Raw genomic sequence first — 16,095 nt, 5'->3', positions numbered from 1 at the left:
GAACAACGGTAGCCAGAATGAAAAAGAAAAAGGCTCACATCGAAAAAATAGTCAAAGTGGATATAGTCACTTATGTAGAAAATAATTCTCTGTTGGAAAAGATGTGAGATTTTAAATTCGCAACCCTAAATTAATCTATTCCTCTTTAACAATATAGTTATTCTATCGAAGACGTGCTCCTTTCTAAGTAAAGTAATCATAATTCACTTTTCCTCCTCATAAAGTGTAAGAGAAAAGATGTTATTGTTTTTGATGATATGGGAGGAGGAGTCGAATATGTCTCAAGGAAATCCGTCGAACTTGCGGTTTTCATTAGAGGAATCCGTTTGGTTTCAAAAAGGACAGGAAGTATCACAATTACTTTCGATTTCACTTGATCCGAATATAACGATTCAGGATAGTGAGCAGTATGTAACGATTCAAGGTGCACTAGAACTAACAGGCGAATATCATCGTGATGAATCAACCGAGGACAGTATGAATGAACCGCCATCTACATTAAGGTTTATCCAATCTGTGGAAGAAAGGGAAGAGGGGGTATGTGAGTTTACACACTACTTTCCTGTAGATATTACGATCCCGAATAACCGTATTGAGAGATTGGATGATATTGATGTCCAAGTAGAGTCATTTGATTATATGTTTCCTGAAAGAAGTTGCATGAAACTCCATGCTAATTTGACGATATCCGGTTTGTATGGTGACCAACAGCATGTGGCATATACTGAAGATGAGAATAATGTGCTTGAACTTGATACGGTAGAACGTTCAACGGTTCAGGATCAAGAAGAAGAAGACACAGACACCAGTCGTGAAGAAGAACAAACAACAGAAATTAACTTCTCCCTACCAGAGGAGAATGAAAAAGATGAAGATGTGTTTGTTGCTGAAGCGAAGCAGGAGCCAGAAGTGGTTGAAGAAGAACCGGTATTAAATCGCTCCTTACCTATTCTTGAGCCCCAAGAAGAAGAACCCATTGATATGCCAGAGGTTTCTTTTATAGCTAATCGATATGAAGAGAAAAAGCAGGAAGCAGAAGAGATTTTTGAGGTTAAGCAAGTAGAAGAAACAAAACCAGTTCAAGAGCTTGAAGAATTGAAAGATGAGCTTGAATCCTCTTCAGAAGAAGTGAAACCACAAAAGAAAAAAGTAAAGGGCAAGAAAAGCATGAGTTTGACGGAATTTTTTGCTCGTAAAGAAGATGAAGAACAATTGACGAAGGTTAAGGTATGTATTGTCCAGCCTAATGATACGATTGATCTTATTTCAGAAAGATATGATGTGACACCACAAACATTAATGAGAGCCAATCAACTAGAATTGAATCAAGAAGTGCATGAAGGCCAAGTTTTATATATCCCTGTAGCTGTTACGAACTAGCGGATAAGGGGAGTACATTAAGAGCAGATCTCATCGGTCTGCTCGCATTTTTATCAGTGTCACTTGTTTACTTACACAGTTTAGGTAAGCGAGGAAAGTGAGTGGTCTAAGTGGCAAAGGAAAATAGATTAAAAAAATATGGTCCGATCTTAAAACACTATGCACTTGAGCCAAATTTCATCGAAAGTTTTGGTAGCGTTCAAAAGGTTTACTCTAGCAAAGGTGTTTTTTCTTTAAAAAAAATAAAAGCAAATCATGGTGCGGACTTCATTCGTTATATTCAGCAATTATACCAAATGGGTTATAACCGGATCGTCCCGATTTATCCGACGGTTGATGGTAGGTATGCCGTTTTACACAACCAAAAGCTGTATTATTTAATGCCTTGGCTAGCTAATGAGATTAAAGAAGATCAATTTGAACGGCATCAACAAATGTTTAGAGAACTTGCTCGCTTGCATGTCTTAAGTACGAAAGAAGTGGAAGTCTCCAAAGAAGAACGTGAAGAGCATTATGAAAATACGTTACTAGAATGGGAAAAGCAGAGTGAATTTTTGGATGGTTTTATTGAAACATGTGAATCTAGGGAATATTTATCTCCTTATGAATTGATGTTTACACAATATTATAATGATATCGCTCAAGCTTTAACTTTCTCAACGAAGAAATTAAAGGATTGGTACGAAAAAACGAAGGAAGAGGAAAAAGTTCGTACAGCTGTTATACATGGAAAAATTTCTACTGAACATTTCTTGTATGATGAGCGCGGATATGGCTATTTTTTGAATTTTGAAGAAGCGAAGAGAAGTTCACCTATGCATGATCTTCTTCCGTTCTTATCAAGGTCATTAAAAACCTTTCCGAAGCGTGCGGACGATGCTGTCGATTGGATTTACACTTATTTTAAGCATTATCCGTTTAGAGAAGATGAAATGCTGTTATTTCAAAGTTATTTTGCTCATCCAGGGCCTGTCATTCGCGCAGCAGAAAAATATCATAATGGTAAGTCAAAAAAGAATGAAAGAAAGCATGTAGAGCATATACAAAGGCAATTTTGGTTATTAAAAAATACGGAATATGTGGCTATGAGGATTGATGAAATTGAGCGTCAGAAAAAACAAGCACAAGAAGCAGCTGAGAAGGCGAATGCAGAACAAGAAGGAGCCCAAAATGGATAAAACCTGGGCTCCTATATTCATTTTAAGAGAATCCAAATGGTAAACAAACTCACTCAGTAAAAGCAAGTTTTATATCTTAGGGTATACCTTTCTACCCCTCCTCGAAAGTTTACATTTAGGTAGTGGATTTCTCTTTTGCATCCTCATCCCGCGCATATTCCCTCATACATAGGCAGGCTCAAAATATGAGCAATTTTTTTTACAGGTTTGTTCCCTTTTTTTATTATCATGTATATAATAAAAAAAATTGGTCATCCTTATTGACTATAGTGACTATTTTTAGGTAGTATTACTTTATATTCAAACAAATGAAAAGCTTTGATAGGGAAGAGTACATTGGCGCTTTGCTTTAAGAGAGGAAAATCAATTGCTGTGAGATTTTCTAAGCGAACCCATTGGAAGGTCGCCCTGGAGCTTCTTTCGTGAACGTAGTTCTATTATTAGCGAAAGACGGGAACGCCGTTATCCATTCGAGAGTCAATTACTAAAGTTTATGGTAATTGAAAAAAAGGTGGTACCGCGGAAGCAACTCCATTCGTCCTTTTTGTGACGAGTGGAGTTTTTTATTTTGCTTTTGTTTGATTGTTAACGATAAGCGAATGTGAGAAAGGATGAATAGGCGATGGAAGAGAATAATATCACGATGCCAACAAAATATGACCCTCAGTCTATTGAACAAGGTCGTTATGATTGGTGGTTAAAAGGAAAATATTTTGAGGCAAAAGATGATCCACAGAAAAAACCTTATACAATTGTGATACCGCCACCAAATGTAACGGGAAGGTTGCATCTTGGTCATGCATGGGATACAACGCTTCAAGATATTTTGACGAGAATGAAGCGCATGCAAGGGTATGATGTTTTGTGGTTACCTGGTATGGACCATGCAGGTATTGCTACTCAAGCAAAAGTTGAACAAAAACTGCGCGAAGAAGGAAAAAGTCGTTATGATCTTGGTCGTGAAGCGTTTGTAGAGGAAACGTGGAAATGGACGAATGAATATAAAGGACATATTAGACAACAATGGTCTAAGCTTGGTCTCGGTCTAGATTATAACCGTGAACGCTTTACACTAGACGAAGGGTTATCAGATGCTGTACAAGAAGTTTTCGTTGCTTTATACAATAAAGGTTTGATTTATAGAGGCGAGTATATTATTAACTGGGACCCTTCTACTCAAACAGCTTTATCAGATATAGAAGTGATCCATAAAGATGTTCAAGGGGCGTTCTATCATATGCGCTATCCATTAACAGATGGTAGTGGTCATATTGAAATTGCGACAACAAGACCTGAAACGATGCTAGGTGATACAGCGGTTGCCGTTCACCCTAAAGATGAGCGTTATCAACACTTGATTGGTAAAACGGTGAAACTACCTATTACTGGCAGAGAAATTCCGATTGTTGCAGATGATTATGTTGACATGGAATTTGGTTCAGGAGCAGTAAAAATTACACCAGCTCATGACCCAAATGACTTTGAAATTGGTAATCGTCATAACCTAACAAGAATTCTAGTAATGAATGAAGACGGGTCAATGAATGAGAATGCTGGCAAATATCAAGGGCTAGATCGTTTCGAATGTCGTAAACAAATCGTTAAAGATTTGCAAGAAGAAGGTATTCTTTTTGAAATCGAAGAGCATCTTCATTCTGTTGGTCATTCAGAACGTAGTGGAGCAGTTGTAGAACCTTATTTGTCTACCCAATGGTTTGTAAAAATGCAACCACTTGCGGATGCGTCTGTTGAGTTACAAAAGGGTGAAGATAAAGTCAACTTCGTTCCAGATCGTTTTGAAAATACGTATTTACGCTGGATGGAAAATATTCGTGACTGGTGTATTTCTCGTCAACTTTGGTGGGGCCATCGCATCCCAGCTTGGTATCATAAGGAAACAGGTGAAGTATATGTAGGAACAGAAGCACCGAGTGATAGTGAGAACTGGAAACAAGATGAAGATGTGCTTGATACATGGTTTTCATCAGCGTTATGGCCATTCTCTACATTAGGTTGGCCGAATGAAGAAAGTGCTGATTTTAAACGCTATTATCCGACTGATGCGTTAGTAACCGGCTATGATATCATTTTCTTCTGGGTATCTAGAATGATTTTCCAAGGTATTGAATTTACTGGTGGCCGTCCATTTAAAGATGTACTTATTCACGGATTGGTTCGTGATGCGGAAGGTCGTAAGATGAGTAAGTCACTAGGTAATGGTGTTGATCCAATGGATGTTATTGAGAAATATGGTGCAGACTCTTTGCGCTATTTCTTATCAACAGGAAGCTCACCAGGTCAGGATTTGCGTTTCAGCTTTGAAAAAGTAGAATCTACGTGGAATTTTGCCAATAAAATATGGAACGCTTCTCGATTTGCCTTAATGAACATGAATGGATTAACTTATGATGAAATTGATTTAACCGATGAAAAATCGGTTGCAGATAAATGGATTTTAACGCGCTTAAATGAAACAATTGAAACGGTAACAAGGTTGTCCGATCGTTATGAGTTTGGTGAAGTGGGCAGAATCCTCTATAACTTCATTTGGGATGATTTCTGTGACTGGTATATTGAAATGGCAAAACTGCCATTATACGGTGAAGATGAAGCGGCTAAACAGACAACAAGATCTGTTCTCGCTTATGTATTAGACCAAACAATGAGATTATTGCATCCATTCATGCCGTTTATTACAGAGGAAATCTGGCAAAACCTCCCTCATAAAGGAGAATCGATTACAGTTGCCTCTTGGCCGACTGTGAATGAAGAGCTTTCCGATAAAGCAGCAGCAGAAGAAATGAAACTGCTTGTGGAAATTATTCGTTCTGTACGTAATATTCGTGCAGAGGTAAACACACCATTGAGTAAGAAGATTGATATGCTCATCAAAACAAAAGATGAAAATGTACAGAAGGTTTTAAGTAAAAATGTTGGTTATATTGAACGCTTCTGTAACCCTGAGCAATTAACCATTGCGATTGATGCAAAAGCACCTGATAAAGCGATGACAGCAATTGTTACTGGAGCAGAAATTATTCTGCCATTAGCAGGTTTAATTAATATTGATGAAGAAATTGCTCGTTTACAAAAAGAATGGGATAAGTTAAATAAAGAAGTAGAACGTGTTCAGAAAAAATTAAGTAATGAAGGTTTTATTAAGAAAGCACCTGAAAAAGTAATCGCTGAAGAAAAAGCGAAAGAACAAGATTATAGCGAAAAACGTTCAGCAGTTGAAGCAAGAATGAACGAATTAAAAGGTGAATAAGGTATAATAGGAGAGGAGGCGAAATATCGTCTCCTCTTATAATGGTTATATTAATAAAGGTGGCAGATAGAAATGTTTACAACATATGAAGAAGCAATTGGTTGGATTCATTCTCGTCTTCGTCTTGGGATCAAACCAGGATTACAAAGGATGGAATGGATGATGGGAAAATTGAATCATCCAGAAAGAAGACTGAAGGTTATACATATAGGGGGAACGAACGGTAAAGGTTCGACACTAGCTTATATCCACTCAATCCTTGAAGCAGAGGGGATTATGGTAGGTACATTTACTTCTCCATATATAGAGCAATTCAATGAACGGATTACATTAGGCGGCAAGCCGATTTCTGATAAAGATATTGTCCAGCTAGTAAATGATATTTATCCGCTTGCAGTAGAGCTCGAAGGATCAGAACTAGGAGAGCCATCTGAATTTGAAATTATAACAACAATGGCGATTCATTATTTTGCCCATATTGAACCGGTTGATATTGCTTTGTTTGAAGTAGGATTAGGTGGCAGACTAGATTCAACAAATGTCCTTCATCCCCTATTATCTATCATTACAAATATCGGTCTTGATCACACTGCGATATTAGGTGATACGATTGAGAAGATTGCCTCTGAAAAAGCTGGGATTATAAAGCCTGGGACCCCAACTATTACTGGTGTTAAGCAAGATGAGGCAGTGGCTGTTATCGAAAAGACAGCAAAAGAAAAACATGCAAAAGTTTATCAAGCAAATAAGCAATTCCAAGCGGAGCATATCGTATCGACAGAAGTAGGTGAGGCCTTTTCTTTTCAGAATACATTTAGGCAAAGAGACTATTTAGAAATATCGATGCCAGGTGTTCATCAAGTAGAAAATGCTAGCTTGGCGTTGATGGCGGTTGATTTTCTGAATCAATATTTTTCCTTTGTGATTTCAGAAGTAAGCATAGAGAGAGGCTTGAAAAAAATGTATTGGCCTGGTCGTTTTGAGCGCGTGGCAACAGCACCACTAACGATTTTAGACGGAGCACATAATGAAGAAGGAATGGCTGCTGTTTGTGACGAATTAGAAAAGCGCTATCAAGATCGTGATATTTATTTTATTTTTGCAGCATTAAAGGACAAACCACTGCAAGGCATGATTCAAAGAATGGAGGATTGTGCGAAAGCGATTACTTTTGTAGGGTTTGATTTCCCTCGTGCGGCAACAGCTGAGGAACTGTCTGCAATCAGTCAAAAGAATCATCATTTAGTTACAGCTGATTGGCAAGAAGCAATAAAAGAAACGAAGGAAATGATGCGTGAAAATGATGTTTTAGTGATTACAGGTTCCCTATACTTTATTTCTGAAGTAAAGCGTTTTTTTGCTCATCAATAATGATTGGTTACGATGGATATTACTTGTAGCCGTATAAGTAAAGGGCGTCAAATACTTTTAGAATCGCCCTTTACTTTTTAGTTGACCAACATGAATAGAGCAATTGGCGTTTTCTCATTATGTGTCTTATTCAAGAGGGAAATCCTTTTCTTGAGCAAAAAAATCACTAATCGGGATGTAGTTCACTGTTGTTCCCCCACTCATAAGGTAAACGCCATTTTTAGCAATGATACTGCCATTAAATTCTCCTCCATAAAAGGTTACACTTCCATATGGAGCAAATACAACTCCGCTAAATCGTTCAATCCATTGACTTTGTGAACCGATATATACATCACCGGTAGCAATAATTACTGCTTTTGAAAAGGAGTTTATATAACGGTATTTTTCGTCAAGATATGGAGAAATGGTAATATCTTCGCCAAATAATTTCATATTTTCACTTTTTACTGAGGAACCATAGCCATTTGCTTCATACCATCCTGCTGGTTTGGTTTTAAGAAGAGGGTAAGAAGGGATGCTACAACTCGTTAACTTTTCTAAAGATGATCCTTTTTGATAAGCGGATAAATCTATATTATTCGGATGATACAATTCTCCAACATATGTTGCTAAAGCGGAAGGAGAAAAGGATGGAGTCCAATCAACCGTCAAATCTTGATGAGAAAAAAGCGCCTTCTCAAAGTAAGCATCTTTGATGTATGTGTCACCACCAATATGTACGTTATCTTTATATGTTCCTCCAGGTAACACTGCATCCTTCATTATTGTTAAAGGTTGATAAAAAGTCGTATCCTTAATATTGGCCCTTCCATTCACAACGGTATGACCATAAATAGAACGTCCACCTGAGGCTGAAAAGTCGCCGTTAATACAAACTTGCCCTGGCTTAGAAGCTGATCCTAACCCTGCACTACCTCCTTGTAAATTTACATCTCCATCTATAAATAGATTAGAAACACTACTTAAGGCGCCGCCATTGATCTGGGCAGTTTTTAATGAATCTCCAATATATATGGTGGCATCGCTACCATTGATTCGGTTACCATGAAAGGCAAATGAGGAACCATGGAGAAATAGTTGACTTTCTATCATACATTGATAGAAGCTGTCAGAGCAAGTAGAATTTTCTCCTTCATTAGGGTCCTCGCCATTATCATCGCCTCCTCCTCCGTCGCCGGGATTCTCCTCGTTTCCAGAATCGTCCTCTTTATCTCCTAACAGCAGTTTGTTTATTTTTGTATGAACACCGAAAGTATCTTCTCCGCCTGCAAGAGTGAATTGAACATCAATTACATCACTAGAAATGAGGCAATCCTCAAGAGGTTTCACATCATCTTCATGATAACTACAATAAGGATCTGCTGTGCTTTGATTAGCAGGTTTAATCGAGATGTCTTTGAAGTGAATATCATTTCTTAATAGTAAAGAAGGTAGCGATAAAGAATATTGTGGCGTTGTTGCATATTTTACTTGATGTAAGTCTCTTAAATAAGCCATAATGAGGTTAGATTCTTGCCTTAAATTGACAGAAGTAAAAGTCTTACTTTTTGTTTTCTCTATTGAAATAAAAGTACCATAAATGACAGAACTAATAATTGAAAGGATAGCAATGGTCGCTAGTACTTCAATTAATGTCATACCTATGTTATTTTTATAGTTATATTGACCCATTTCTTTATACCCCCTTCATACCTTTATTTTACATAATAATTACCTGGAGGTGAATGAGGAATTTTTAAACTATTAAAAAAACAAAATGGGTTAACACTCATTGAAGTCATTGTTTCTCTTTTGTTAATCACGATTGTACTTACTGCGTTTATTTCTGTCTTTATCAATGCAAACGGACAAATAACAAGAGCGGAGAATGATTTTACTGCATTACAACTAGCAGAGAAAGCATTAATAGAGGGAAAGTGCGGTCAAGAAACTGTTGATATAAACGACCAAGAATATGTTATTAAGGTGATTCAGAAGATGGTAGAAGAAAAAGCAATACTGAAGGTTACTGTCTCTAATGGAAAGGAAAGAGATGAGCCTTTAGAGGAACTCTATGGTGTATCACAACTTGAAGGTGAGGGTTCAGAGTGCGAGTAAAGGAAAATGGCGAAAAGGGGTATGCACTTGTTACTGTTCTCTTAATTATAATCTTGATATTTATTATCATCCCACCGCTTTTGTTAGGTGTCCTTCAATCAACCAAACAAATCACACAAAGTCAATTTGATATTCAACATCGTCGTTTGATTGAAGTAGGAGTAATCCTATTTGCTACACAAGAAGGGAACAAGGCAATCGCGCTATCTGACCATCACTGTGTGGTTTTCGCTACAGATACATCTTGGGTTGAGATAGAGGATGAGACGAGTGCTTGTAAATGTGACAATGCATTGGATATAGAAGGGTTAGGTATAATCCCTATTTATAAAAATAAGTGCGGATCTGCAATGGCATTCGTACATGAAGGTGAAGAAAAATGAAAGCAAGAATAATTCTAACAAGTATTGTACTAATTCTTCTGCTCATCATCGTTTGGCAGTATGTTGCTCATGCCACTCCTCCTTCTATTCATTCAAGCAAAACGAAAGTGGCAGATGTGGTCATTAAAGGTTTAAGTGAAGGAGAAATAAAAAGTAAGTTACTGCAAAAAATAGAACAATGGCGAAATAAAGCACAAATAAAGGTTGCCTACCTTGATGAAGAATGGATACTTGACCCGCAATTATTTCGCTTTAACGTGGAGGATACTGTTGAAGAACTAACAGAAGGAACAAATAATCCACTTTTTGTTGAATATGATAAGCAATTATTTTATGAGCGTGTAGAAGAATTATTTTCACAATTGACGTTGAATGAAGAAGAGATGAATAAAATCTATGAGGACATTGTAGATAAAGTTAGTAGATTAGAAACATCCTATAATGTGCAAATAGAGGAATACTTACCTGTAACACTTGTACAAGAACCACTCGCTCAAGTTGTACTACAAGTAGATGCTGATTGGAGTGGCTATACCCAATCCATTGCTATCGATAATCGTTCCCTTTTCTCTGTGTTAGATCAATTCGGTGAGGAAAATGATCTACATATAATAGCAACAGGCATTTATCAACTTATTTTACATACGAATTTTTCCATTGAAGAAAGATACATTCAAAATAAGCAGCCAAGCTTTACTGAGGCAGGATATGAAGCTTACGTGGACAAAAAAAGACAACATGATTTCAAATTCTACAACCCTAATACTGTCAATTATACAATCAAAATAGAAGAGAACAGGGGGAGGATGTATTTTACTTTAATGGGGCCACCATTTATTTATGATTATGAAGCCGTAATAAAAGAGATGGAGCAAATTGAGCCACTGACAAAGGTATATAACCAAGAAGGGTTAGAAGACGGTGTGAAAATGATTGAAGAGGGTGCCGTAGGTATACGGGTTGTCATTGAGCGCCAGAAGCGAAAAGGTATGTTTATAGAGACATTTGCTAGATTGAAAGATTATTATCCCCCCATATCTACAATTGAATGGAGAGGTGACGGTAGGGAAGATGAAGAGAACAAAAAAGTAACAAAGGATTCTAATGAAGAAAGTGAACCGCGTGATGATTTATGGGGGATAGAGGGCGAAAAAATGGAGAAATAAAGGAGGAAATCTCTTGCGCAAAAAATTAGGTGAATTATTAATAGATGCCGGTGTTATCACCCATGAAGCATTAGAGAAGGTATTATGGGAAAAGAACAAGAGTCAAAAGCTCGGGGATGCCTTACTACAAAGCGAATTAATAACGGAGAAACAACTCATTCAAGCGCTCGAATGGCAATTGGGCATTCCTCATGTGGACTTAACGGCTTATCCAATCAATCCCTCAATTTTGCAATTTATCTCAATGGAAGTGGCGAAGAGAAATCTTGTCATTCCTTTAAAGCTTGAGGGTGACCATCTCCTCGTGGCGATGGCGGACCCACTAGATTACTATACAATTGATGATCTTCGATTAACAACAGGGTATAAAATTCATCCAGCCATTGCTGCTAAAGATGATATTGTTCGTACGATCCATCGCTATTATCGAGATGAACCTAAAGAAGAAGTGGCAGCTGGGAATGAAAGGCAAGGAAAGCAAAGAAGTAGAAGGAATGCACCGATTATCCAGTTAATAGATCAATTATTAAGTAGTGCCATTGCCATGAAGGCTAGTGATATTCATATAGATGCACAAGAAAGCAGTGTTGTTATTCGCTTTCGCGTTGATGGGTTATTACGTCGAGAGAGGGAATTAGCGAAATCAATCCAAAATGAACTATTTTCAAGAATTAAAATCATGGCAGAGATGGATACAACCGAGCAAAGAATAGCACAAGACGGACGTATCAAAATACCAATTGATTATCGCACGGTCGATATAAGGGTGTCTATTATTCCGACGGTTCATGGGGAAAAAGCGGTATTAAGAATATTAGATCGGCAAGAGCGGCTTATGAAGTTTGAACATCTTGGCTTTCAAAAAGAATATTTAATGCAAATAAGGCAGATGATTCAGCAACCGGCAGGTATTGTACTAATTACAGGACCAACTGGTGCCGGAAAAACATCTACCTTATATGCCGCCTTGCATGAAATGAATAAAGAAGAAGTCAATATTATTACGATTGAAGACCCTGTTGAACAAATTCTAAAAGGAATCAATCAGCTACAAGTTCATAAGCAAGTGGGGATGACCTTTGCTAGTGGATTGAGATCTATATTAAGGCAAGACCCAAATATCATCATGATCGGTGAAATAAGAGATCAAGAAACAGCTCAAGTCGCTATAAGGGCAGCTTTAACAGGGCATCTCGTTTTAAGTACTCTCCATACAAATGATAGTGTGTCAACGGTGATGAGGTTAATCGATATGGGAATTGAACCTTTCCTAGTGAGCTCAGCATTAAATGGTGTGGTTGCTCAAAGATTGGTACGCAAAGTCTGCCTTGAATGTAGGGAAACCGTTACACCTACTTCGTATGAGCAAACGGTATTTGCTAGCAAAGGAATTGAACCTGAAAACTTACAAAGAGGGAGAGGGTGCAGTCATTGCCAGATGACAGGGTATAAAGGGAGAATCGCTTTACATGAAGTTTTTACATTAAACGACGTTTTGCGAAAAATTATTACTACTGATCATGATACTACTACATTAAAAATCGCAGCCAAGAAAGCTGGGATGAGAAGCTTATTAGAAGACGGATTGCATAAAATCTCTCAAGGACTGACGACTTTAGAGGAAGTGTTAAAAGTAACGATGTTAGAGGAAGGGGGGAGTTTGGGAAATGAAAATGATAGATTTGTTAACGAGCGCGTATAACAAACAGGCATCTGACTTACATATTAGTGTAGGGACTCAACCGATTATTCGTATCAATGGTGTGCTAGAAAGAATCACAGAGGAAATATTAACACCACAGGCGACAGAGGAGATGGCTAAAGAGATCATTCCTATTCACCTTTGGCAAAAGTTTAAAGAAAAAGGGGAATTAGATTTCTCATATGGCATTCCTGGTTTATCCCGTTTTAGAGTCAATGCTTATCATCAAAGGTCATGTATAAGCCTCGCAATTCGTGTTGTTCCAGTCAGCATTCCAACATTGAATCAGCTTTCTTTACCGCCGGTGTTAGCTAAATTAGTTGAGCAACCACAAGGGCTTTTCTTAGTGACGGGACCAACAGGTAGCGGCAAATCAACAACATTAGCAGCTATTATTCAACAAATGAATGAAACTTTTTCTAAGCATATTATCACTTTAGAAGATCCGATTGAGTATTTACATAAACATCATCGGTCAATTATTAATCAGAGAGAAGTCGGTTTTGATACACAAAACTTTGCCAACGGGTTGCGGGCTGCATTAAGACAAGACCCTGACGTCATATTGGTGGGTGAAATGCGTGACCTTGAAACGATTCAAACAGCGATTACAGCTGCTGAAACGGGTCATCTCGTTCTAGGCACATTGCATACATCTAGTGCTCCTTCAACAATTAATCGTATGATTGATGTTTTTCCGGCTGACCAACAAACGCAAATTCGCTTTCAACTTTCATCCGTCTTAGTAGGGGTTTTTTCACAGCGACTCTTGCCTTTAAAAACGGGTACCGGTCGAACGGTAGCTACTGAATTATTAGTGAATACAGCAGCAGTAGCTAACCTTATTCGTAACGAGAAAATCCATCAGCTCATCAATGTGATGCAAACATCAAGAGAGATTGGCATGCATACACTAGAGACAAGCGTAACGAAATTATTACAAAAACAGCTCATCTCTCCGGAGGTGGCTTCTCCCTTTATAAAAGAAAGGAGACGTCATGGCTAGATTCTCCTATGTCGCTAAAAGCTTAAAAGGAAAGCGGACAGGAATCATTCATGGCTGGACAAAAAAAGAGGCGGTCACTAAATTAGAGCAAAAAGGATTTCGGGTTATCGAATTAAATGAAGTGAGAGAAACATTCTGGACAAAAGATATTGCCTTAAAAAAGGGATTAAAGACAAGTGTGCTTGTAGTGTATTTGAGGCAATTCGCTGCCCTTTTACAAGCTGGAATTACAGTAATTGAGGCAACAGATATGTTAGCAGAGCAGACGGAAAATAAACGTTTAAAGCAAGCATTATTAAGTATGAGAGACACTTTGGATGAAGGAAAGCCTCTATCGGAAGCAGTAAAAGAACACCCTGATTTGTTTCAGCCTTATATGATTCATATGATACATGCTGGAGAAGCCGGGGGGATGCTAGATGATGTCGTACGCCGTCTGGCCGATTATTACGAAAAACAAAATCAGCTAAAAAACAAGGTTTTATCTGCCCTAGCCTATCCTATTGTTGTCAGCATCATTGCTATTTTTGTTGTTCTATTTTTAATGCTACAAGTGGTGCCGACATTCGTTCAAATGTTCGCAGGCTTCAATGCAGAACTTCCAGCCATTACGATATTTGTCCTTCGTATTAGTGACTACCTTACGATGAACTGGTATATGATTCTCTTTTTCTTATTCGTGCTTGTACTCACGATTTTACTATTTCGTGATCATAAACTCCTTAGAGGTTGTAGAGACTGGTTATTGTTACGTACCCCATTTATCGGAAGAATGCTTATTATTAAAGAGGTCGCTTTATTTACGAGAACATTATCAAGCTTGTTAATCAGTTCTGTATCGATTGTAGAAGCACTTAAAATAGTGGAAAGAATGGCTTCCTTAACGGTAATAAAAACTATTCTACAAGATGCAAGTCTCAGTATTGAGACAGGAAGATCATTAGCGAAGCCGATGAAGAATCGTCTGCTACCTCCATTGCTTTCACATATGATTGCCGTTGGTGAAAGAAGTGGTTCCTTAGATGAGATGCTTGAAAAAGTAGCTGATTTATATGATAGTGAAATCGATCAGACAACCGAACGGATGAAAGCGCTGCTTGAACCGCTTATGATTATCATCTTAGCACTTATCGTCGGTACAATCGTTATCAGTATCGTTGTGCCTATGTTTGATATTTTTAATCATGTTGAATAATATCTACCATTTAGAGGAAAAAATATCTATTTATTTCACAGAAAAATAGTATAATATACTTAGGTAATTATACCTATTTTAAATAAAAAGATAGAAAGGTAGATGAACATGTTGAAAAAATGGAAAAAACAGTGTAAAAATGAGCGAGGGCTAACGCTTGTTGAATTATTAGCAGTTGTTGTCATCCTTGGTATACTAGCTGCCATTGCTGTGCCTAGTATCGGAGGATTGATTGATAATAGTAAAAAGGATGCTCACGTCGCCAATGCAAGGCAGATGATTAGTTCAGCTAAATTAATGGTAGCTTCAGAGGATGTTATTCAAGAGAACAATGGAAATAAAATAATATACTTAGCTGATATAGAGGAATCTGGTTATTTGGAAAAGATGGATGATCCAGATAAAGTTAAAAATGGATATAAAAGAAATAAAAATAAAAATGGTTCCTATGTTGAAGTTGAAAAAGATAAAAGCAATATCACATACAAAGTTTTCTTAACAAACGGAGAAAGATCAGTTTCTGATGGAAATAATGAAGCCGTTCTAGAATCTGACTTATCTAGAGAAAGTGTTAAGGAATAAAGTTAGGAGGTCAATCACATACTACTAATCTACTTATTTATCATAGGCCTCATCCTCGGCTCCTTTTACAATGTTGTCGGTTTGAGGGTACCTGTGAAAAAATCGATTGTAAAACCGCGGTCAGCTTGTACTGACTGTGGCCATAACTTACAAGCGTATGAATTGGTGCCAGTGTTATCTTATTTATTTCAGCGCGGGAAATGTCGTCACTGTGGTGTGAGGATCTCGCCCTTATATCCTATTGTTGAACTGTTAACAGGGCTGTTATTCGTGCTTGCGCTTGTCACGTTAGGTTGGACGCCAGAGCTTTTGTTTGCTCTAACGTTGATATCTTTATTTATGATTATTTTCGTTTCGGATATTCAATATATGTTAATACCGGATCGTATTTTGCTAAGTTTTGCAGTCATTTTTATAATAGAACGATTGATTTGGCCACTTTCACCTTGGTGGGATAGTTTAGTAGGTTGCGCTATTGGCTTCTTTTTGCTTCTTGCCATTGCAGTTGTGAGTAATGGTGGGATGGGCGGTGGTGATATTAAACTGTTTGCGTTATTAGGGTTTGCTCTTGGTGCAAAGCTTGTCTTGTTAACCTTTTTCCTTGCGACGATTTACGGCGCTGTATTCGGTTTACTAGCTATGCTAGTAGGCAAAGTTAAACGAGGCAACCCCATCCCCTTTGGCCCCTTTATTGCAGCTGGAGCGCTTTCTGCTTACTTTTTCGGCAAAGAAATATGGCTGTATTATTTACAAATCTTCTAGTT

13 protein-coding genes and 1 other annotated feature are annotated in these 16,095 nt (G+C 37.7%); of the genes, 12 read left to right on the top strand and 1 reads right to left on the bottom strand.

Features of this window, described 5'->3' with window-relative positions; all coding sequences use genetic code 11:
- Nucleotides 1–276: 276 nt before the first annotated feature.
- The 4 genes from spoVID to MHI57_RS08335 all read left to right on the top strand — a co-directional run bounded on the left by spoVID (nucleotide 277) and on the right by MHI57_RS08335 (nucleotide 7,197).
- Complete coding sequence (gene spoVID, locus MHI57_RS08350; RefSeq protein WP_095372382.1) at nucleotides 277–1,380, top strand: stage VI sporulation protein D; 1,104 nt, start codon at nucleotides 277–279, stop codon at nucleotides 1,378–1,380.
- 110 nt (nucleotides 1,381–1,490) lie between these two features.
- Entirely contained in the window at nucleotides 1,491–2,558 is a 1,068-nt protein-coding gene (gene ysxE / locus MHI57_RS08345; protein ID WP_095372383.1) for a spore coat protein YsxE, read from the top strand.
- Between the two features lie 309 nt (nucleotides 2,559–2,867).
- Nucleotides 2,868–3,104, top strand: a binding site (T-box leader).
- Between the two features lie 76 nt (nucleotides 3,105–3,180).
- Nucleotides 3,181–5,826, top strand: coding sequence for a valine--tRNA ligase (locus MHI57_RS08340; RefSeq protein ID WP_340975782.1), 2,646 nt, complete (start codon nucleotides 3,181–3,183; stop codon nucleotides 5,824–5,826).
- 72 nt (nucleotides 5,827–5,898) lie between these two features.
- Nucleotides 5,899–7,197, top strand: coding sequence for a bifunctional folylpolyglutamate synthase/dihydrofolate synthase (locus MHI57_RS08335; RefSeq protein WP_340975780.1), 1,299 nt, complete (start codon nucleotides 5,899–5,901; stop codon nucleotides 7,195–7,197).
- Nucleotides 7,198–7,323: 126 nt separating this feature from the next.
- On the opposite strand, the gene MHI57_RS08330 is transcribed toward MHI57_RS08335, so the two are convergent.
- The gene (locus MHI57_RS08330; RefSeq protein WP_340975777.1) at nucleotides 7,324–8,871 is read right to left on the bottom strand and encodes a PilW family protein; all 1,548 of its coding nucleotides are present in this window, start codon (nucleotides 8,869–8,871) and stop codon (nucleotides 7,324–7,326) included.
- A 60-nt stretch (nucleotides 8,872–8,931) separates the two neighbouring features.
- Between MHI57_RS08330 and MHI57_RS08325 the strand changes: the two genes are divergently transcribed.
- The 8 genes from MHI57_RS08325 (at nucleotide 8,932) to MHI57_RS08290 (ending at nucleotide 16,093) form a co-directional block, all read left to right on the top strand.
- Nucleotides 8,932–9,297, top strand: coding sequence for a type IV pilus modification PilV family protein (locus MHI57_RS08325; RefSeq protein ID WP_340978582.1), 366 nt, complete (start codon nucleotides 8,932–8,934; stop codon nucleotides 9,295–9,297).
- A complete protein-coding gene (locus MHI57_RS08320) occupies nucleotides 9,288–9,680 on the top strand; it encodes a hypothetical protein (protein ID WP_340975774.1) in 393 nt (130 codons plus the stop codon). Before MHI57_RS08325 ends, MHI57_RS08320 begins: the two co-directional genes overlap by 10 nt.
- Nucleotides 9,677–10,846: a hypothetical protein gene (locus MHI57_RS08315; protein WP_340975773.1), complete on the top strand. Its 1,170-nt coding sequence runs from the start codon at nucleotides 9,677–9,679 to the stop codon at nucleotides 10,844–10,846. Before MHI57_RS08320 ends, MHI57_RS08315 begins: the two co-directional genes overlap by 4 nt.
- A 13-nt stretch (nucleotides 10,847–10,859) precedes the next feature.
- Nucleotides 10,860–12,548 (top strand): GspE/PulE family protein, encoded by a 1,689-nt coding sequence (locus tag MHI57_RS08310; protein WP_340975770.1) that lies wholly within the window; start codon nucleotides 10,860–10,862, stop codon nucleotides 12,546–12,548.
- Nucleotides 12,514–13,554, top strand: a complete 1,041-nt coding sequence (locus MHI57_RS08305; RefSeq protein WP_095372391.1) for a type IV pilus twitching motility protein PilT — start codon at nucleotides 12,514–12,516, stop codon at nucleotides 13,552–13,554. The genes MHI57_RS08310 and MHI57_RS08305 overlap by 35 nt, the downstream gene beginning before the upstream one ends.
- Nucleotides 13,547–14,749 carry a type II secretion system F family protein gene (locus MHI57_RS08300; RefSeq protein ID WP_095372392.1) on the top strand — a complete coding sequence of 401 codons (1,203 nt, stop codon included), beginning with the start codon at nucleotides 13,547–13,549 and terminating at the stop codon, nucleotides 14,747–14,749. Before MHI57_RS08305 ends, MHI57_RS08300 begins: the two co-directional genes overlap by 8 nt.
- A 108-nt stretch (nucleotides 14,750–14,857) precedes the next feature.
- Nucleotides 14,858–15,331, top strand: a complete 474-nt coding sequence (locus MHI57_RS08295; RefSeq protein ID WP_095372393.1) for a prepilin-type N-terminal cleavage/methylation domain-containing protein — start codon at nucleotides 14,858–14,860, stop codon at nucleotides 15,329–15,331.
- Nucleotides 15,332–15,349: 18 nt separating this feature from the next.
- Entirely contained in the window at nucleotides 15,350–16,093 is a 744-nt protein-coding gene (locus tag MHI57_RS08290) for a prepilin peptidase (RefSeq protein ID WP_095372394.1), read from the top strand.
- The last annotated feature ends 2 nt before the right edge of the window (nucleotides 16,094–16,095 follow it).

This window comes from Cytobacillus sp. FSL K6-0129 (assembly GCF_038007625.1).
Classification (GTDB): Bacteria; Bacillota; Bacilli; order Bacillales; family Cytobacillaceae; genus Cytobacillus; species Cytobacillus kochii.
This window is presented reverse-complemented; position numbering and strand designations above follow the sequence as displayed.

Bases quoted from the DNA above. Each gene is read 5' to 3' on its own strand.
- spoVID (WP_095372382.1), top strand. From the start codon at position 277: ATGTCTCAAGGAAATCCGTCGAACTTGCGGTTTTCATTAGAGGAATCC.
- MHI57_RS08340 (WP_340975782.1), top strand. From the start codon at position 3,181: ATGGAAGAGAATAATATCACGATGCCAACAAAATATGACCCTCAGTCT.
- MHI57_RS08335 (WP_340975780.1), top strand. From the start codon at position 5,899: ATGTTTACAACATATGAAGAAGCAATTGGTTGGATTCATTCTCGTCTT.
- MHI57_RS08330 (WP_340975777.1), bottom strand. From the start codon at position 8,871: ATGGGTCAATATAACTATAAAAATAACATAGGTATGACATTAATTGAA.
- MHI57_RS08315 (WP_340975773.1), top strand. From the start codon at position 9,677: ATGAAAGCAAGAATAATTCTAACAAGTATTGTACTAATTCTTCTGCTC.
- MHI57_RS08305 (WP_095372391.1), top strand. From the start codon at position 12,514: ATGAAAATGATAGATTTGTTAACGAGCGCGTATAACAAACAGGCATCT.
- MHI57_RS08300 (WP_095372392.1), top strand. From the start codon at position 13,547: ATGGCTAGATTCTCCTATGTCGCTAAAAGCTTAAAAGGAAAGCGGACA.
- MHI57_RS08295 (WP_095372393.1), top strand. From the start codon at position 14,858: ATGTTGAAAAAATGGAAAAAACAGTGTAAAAATGAGCGAGGGCTAACG.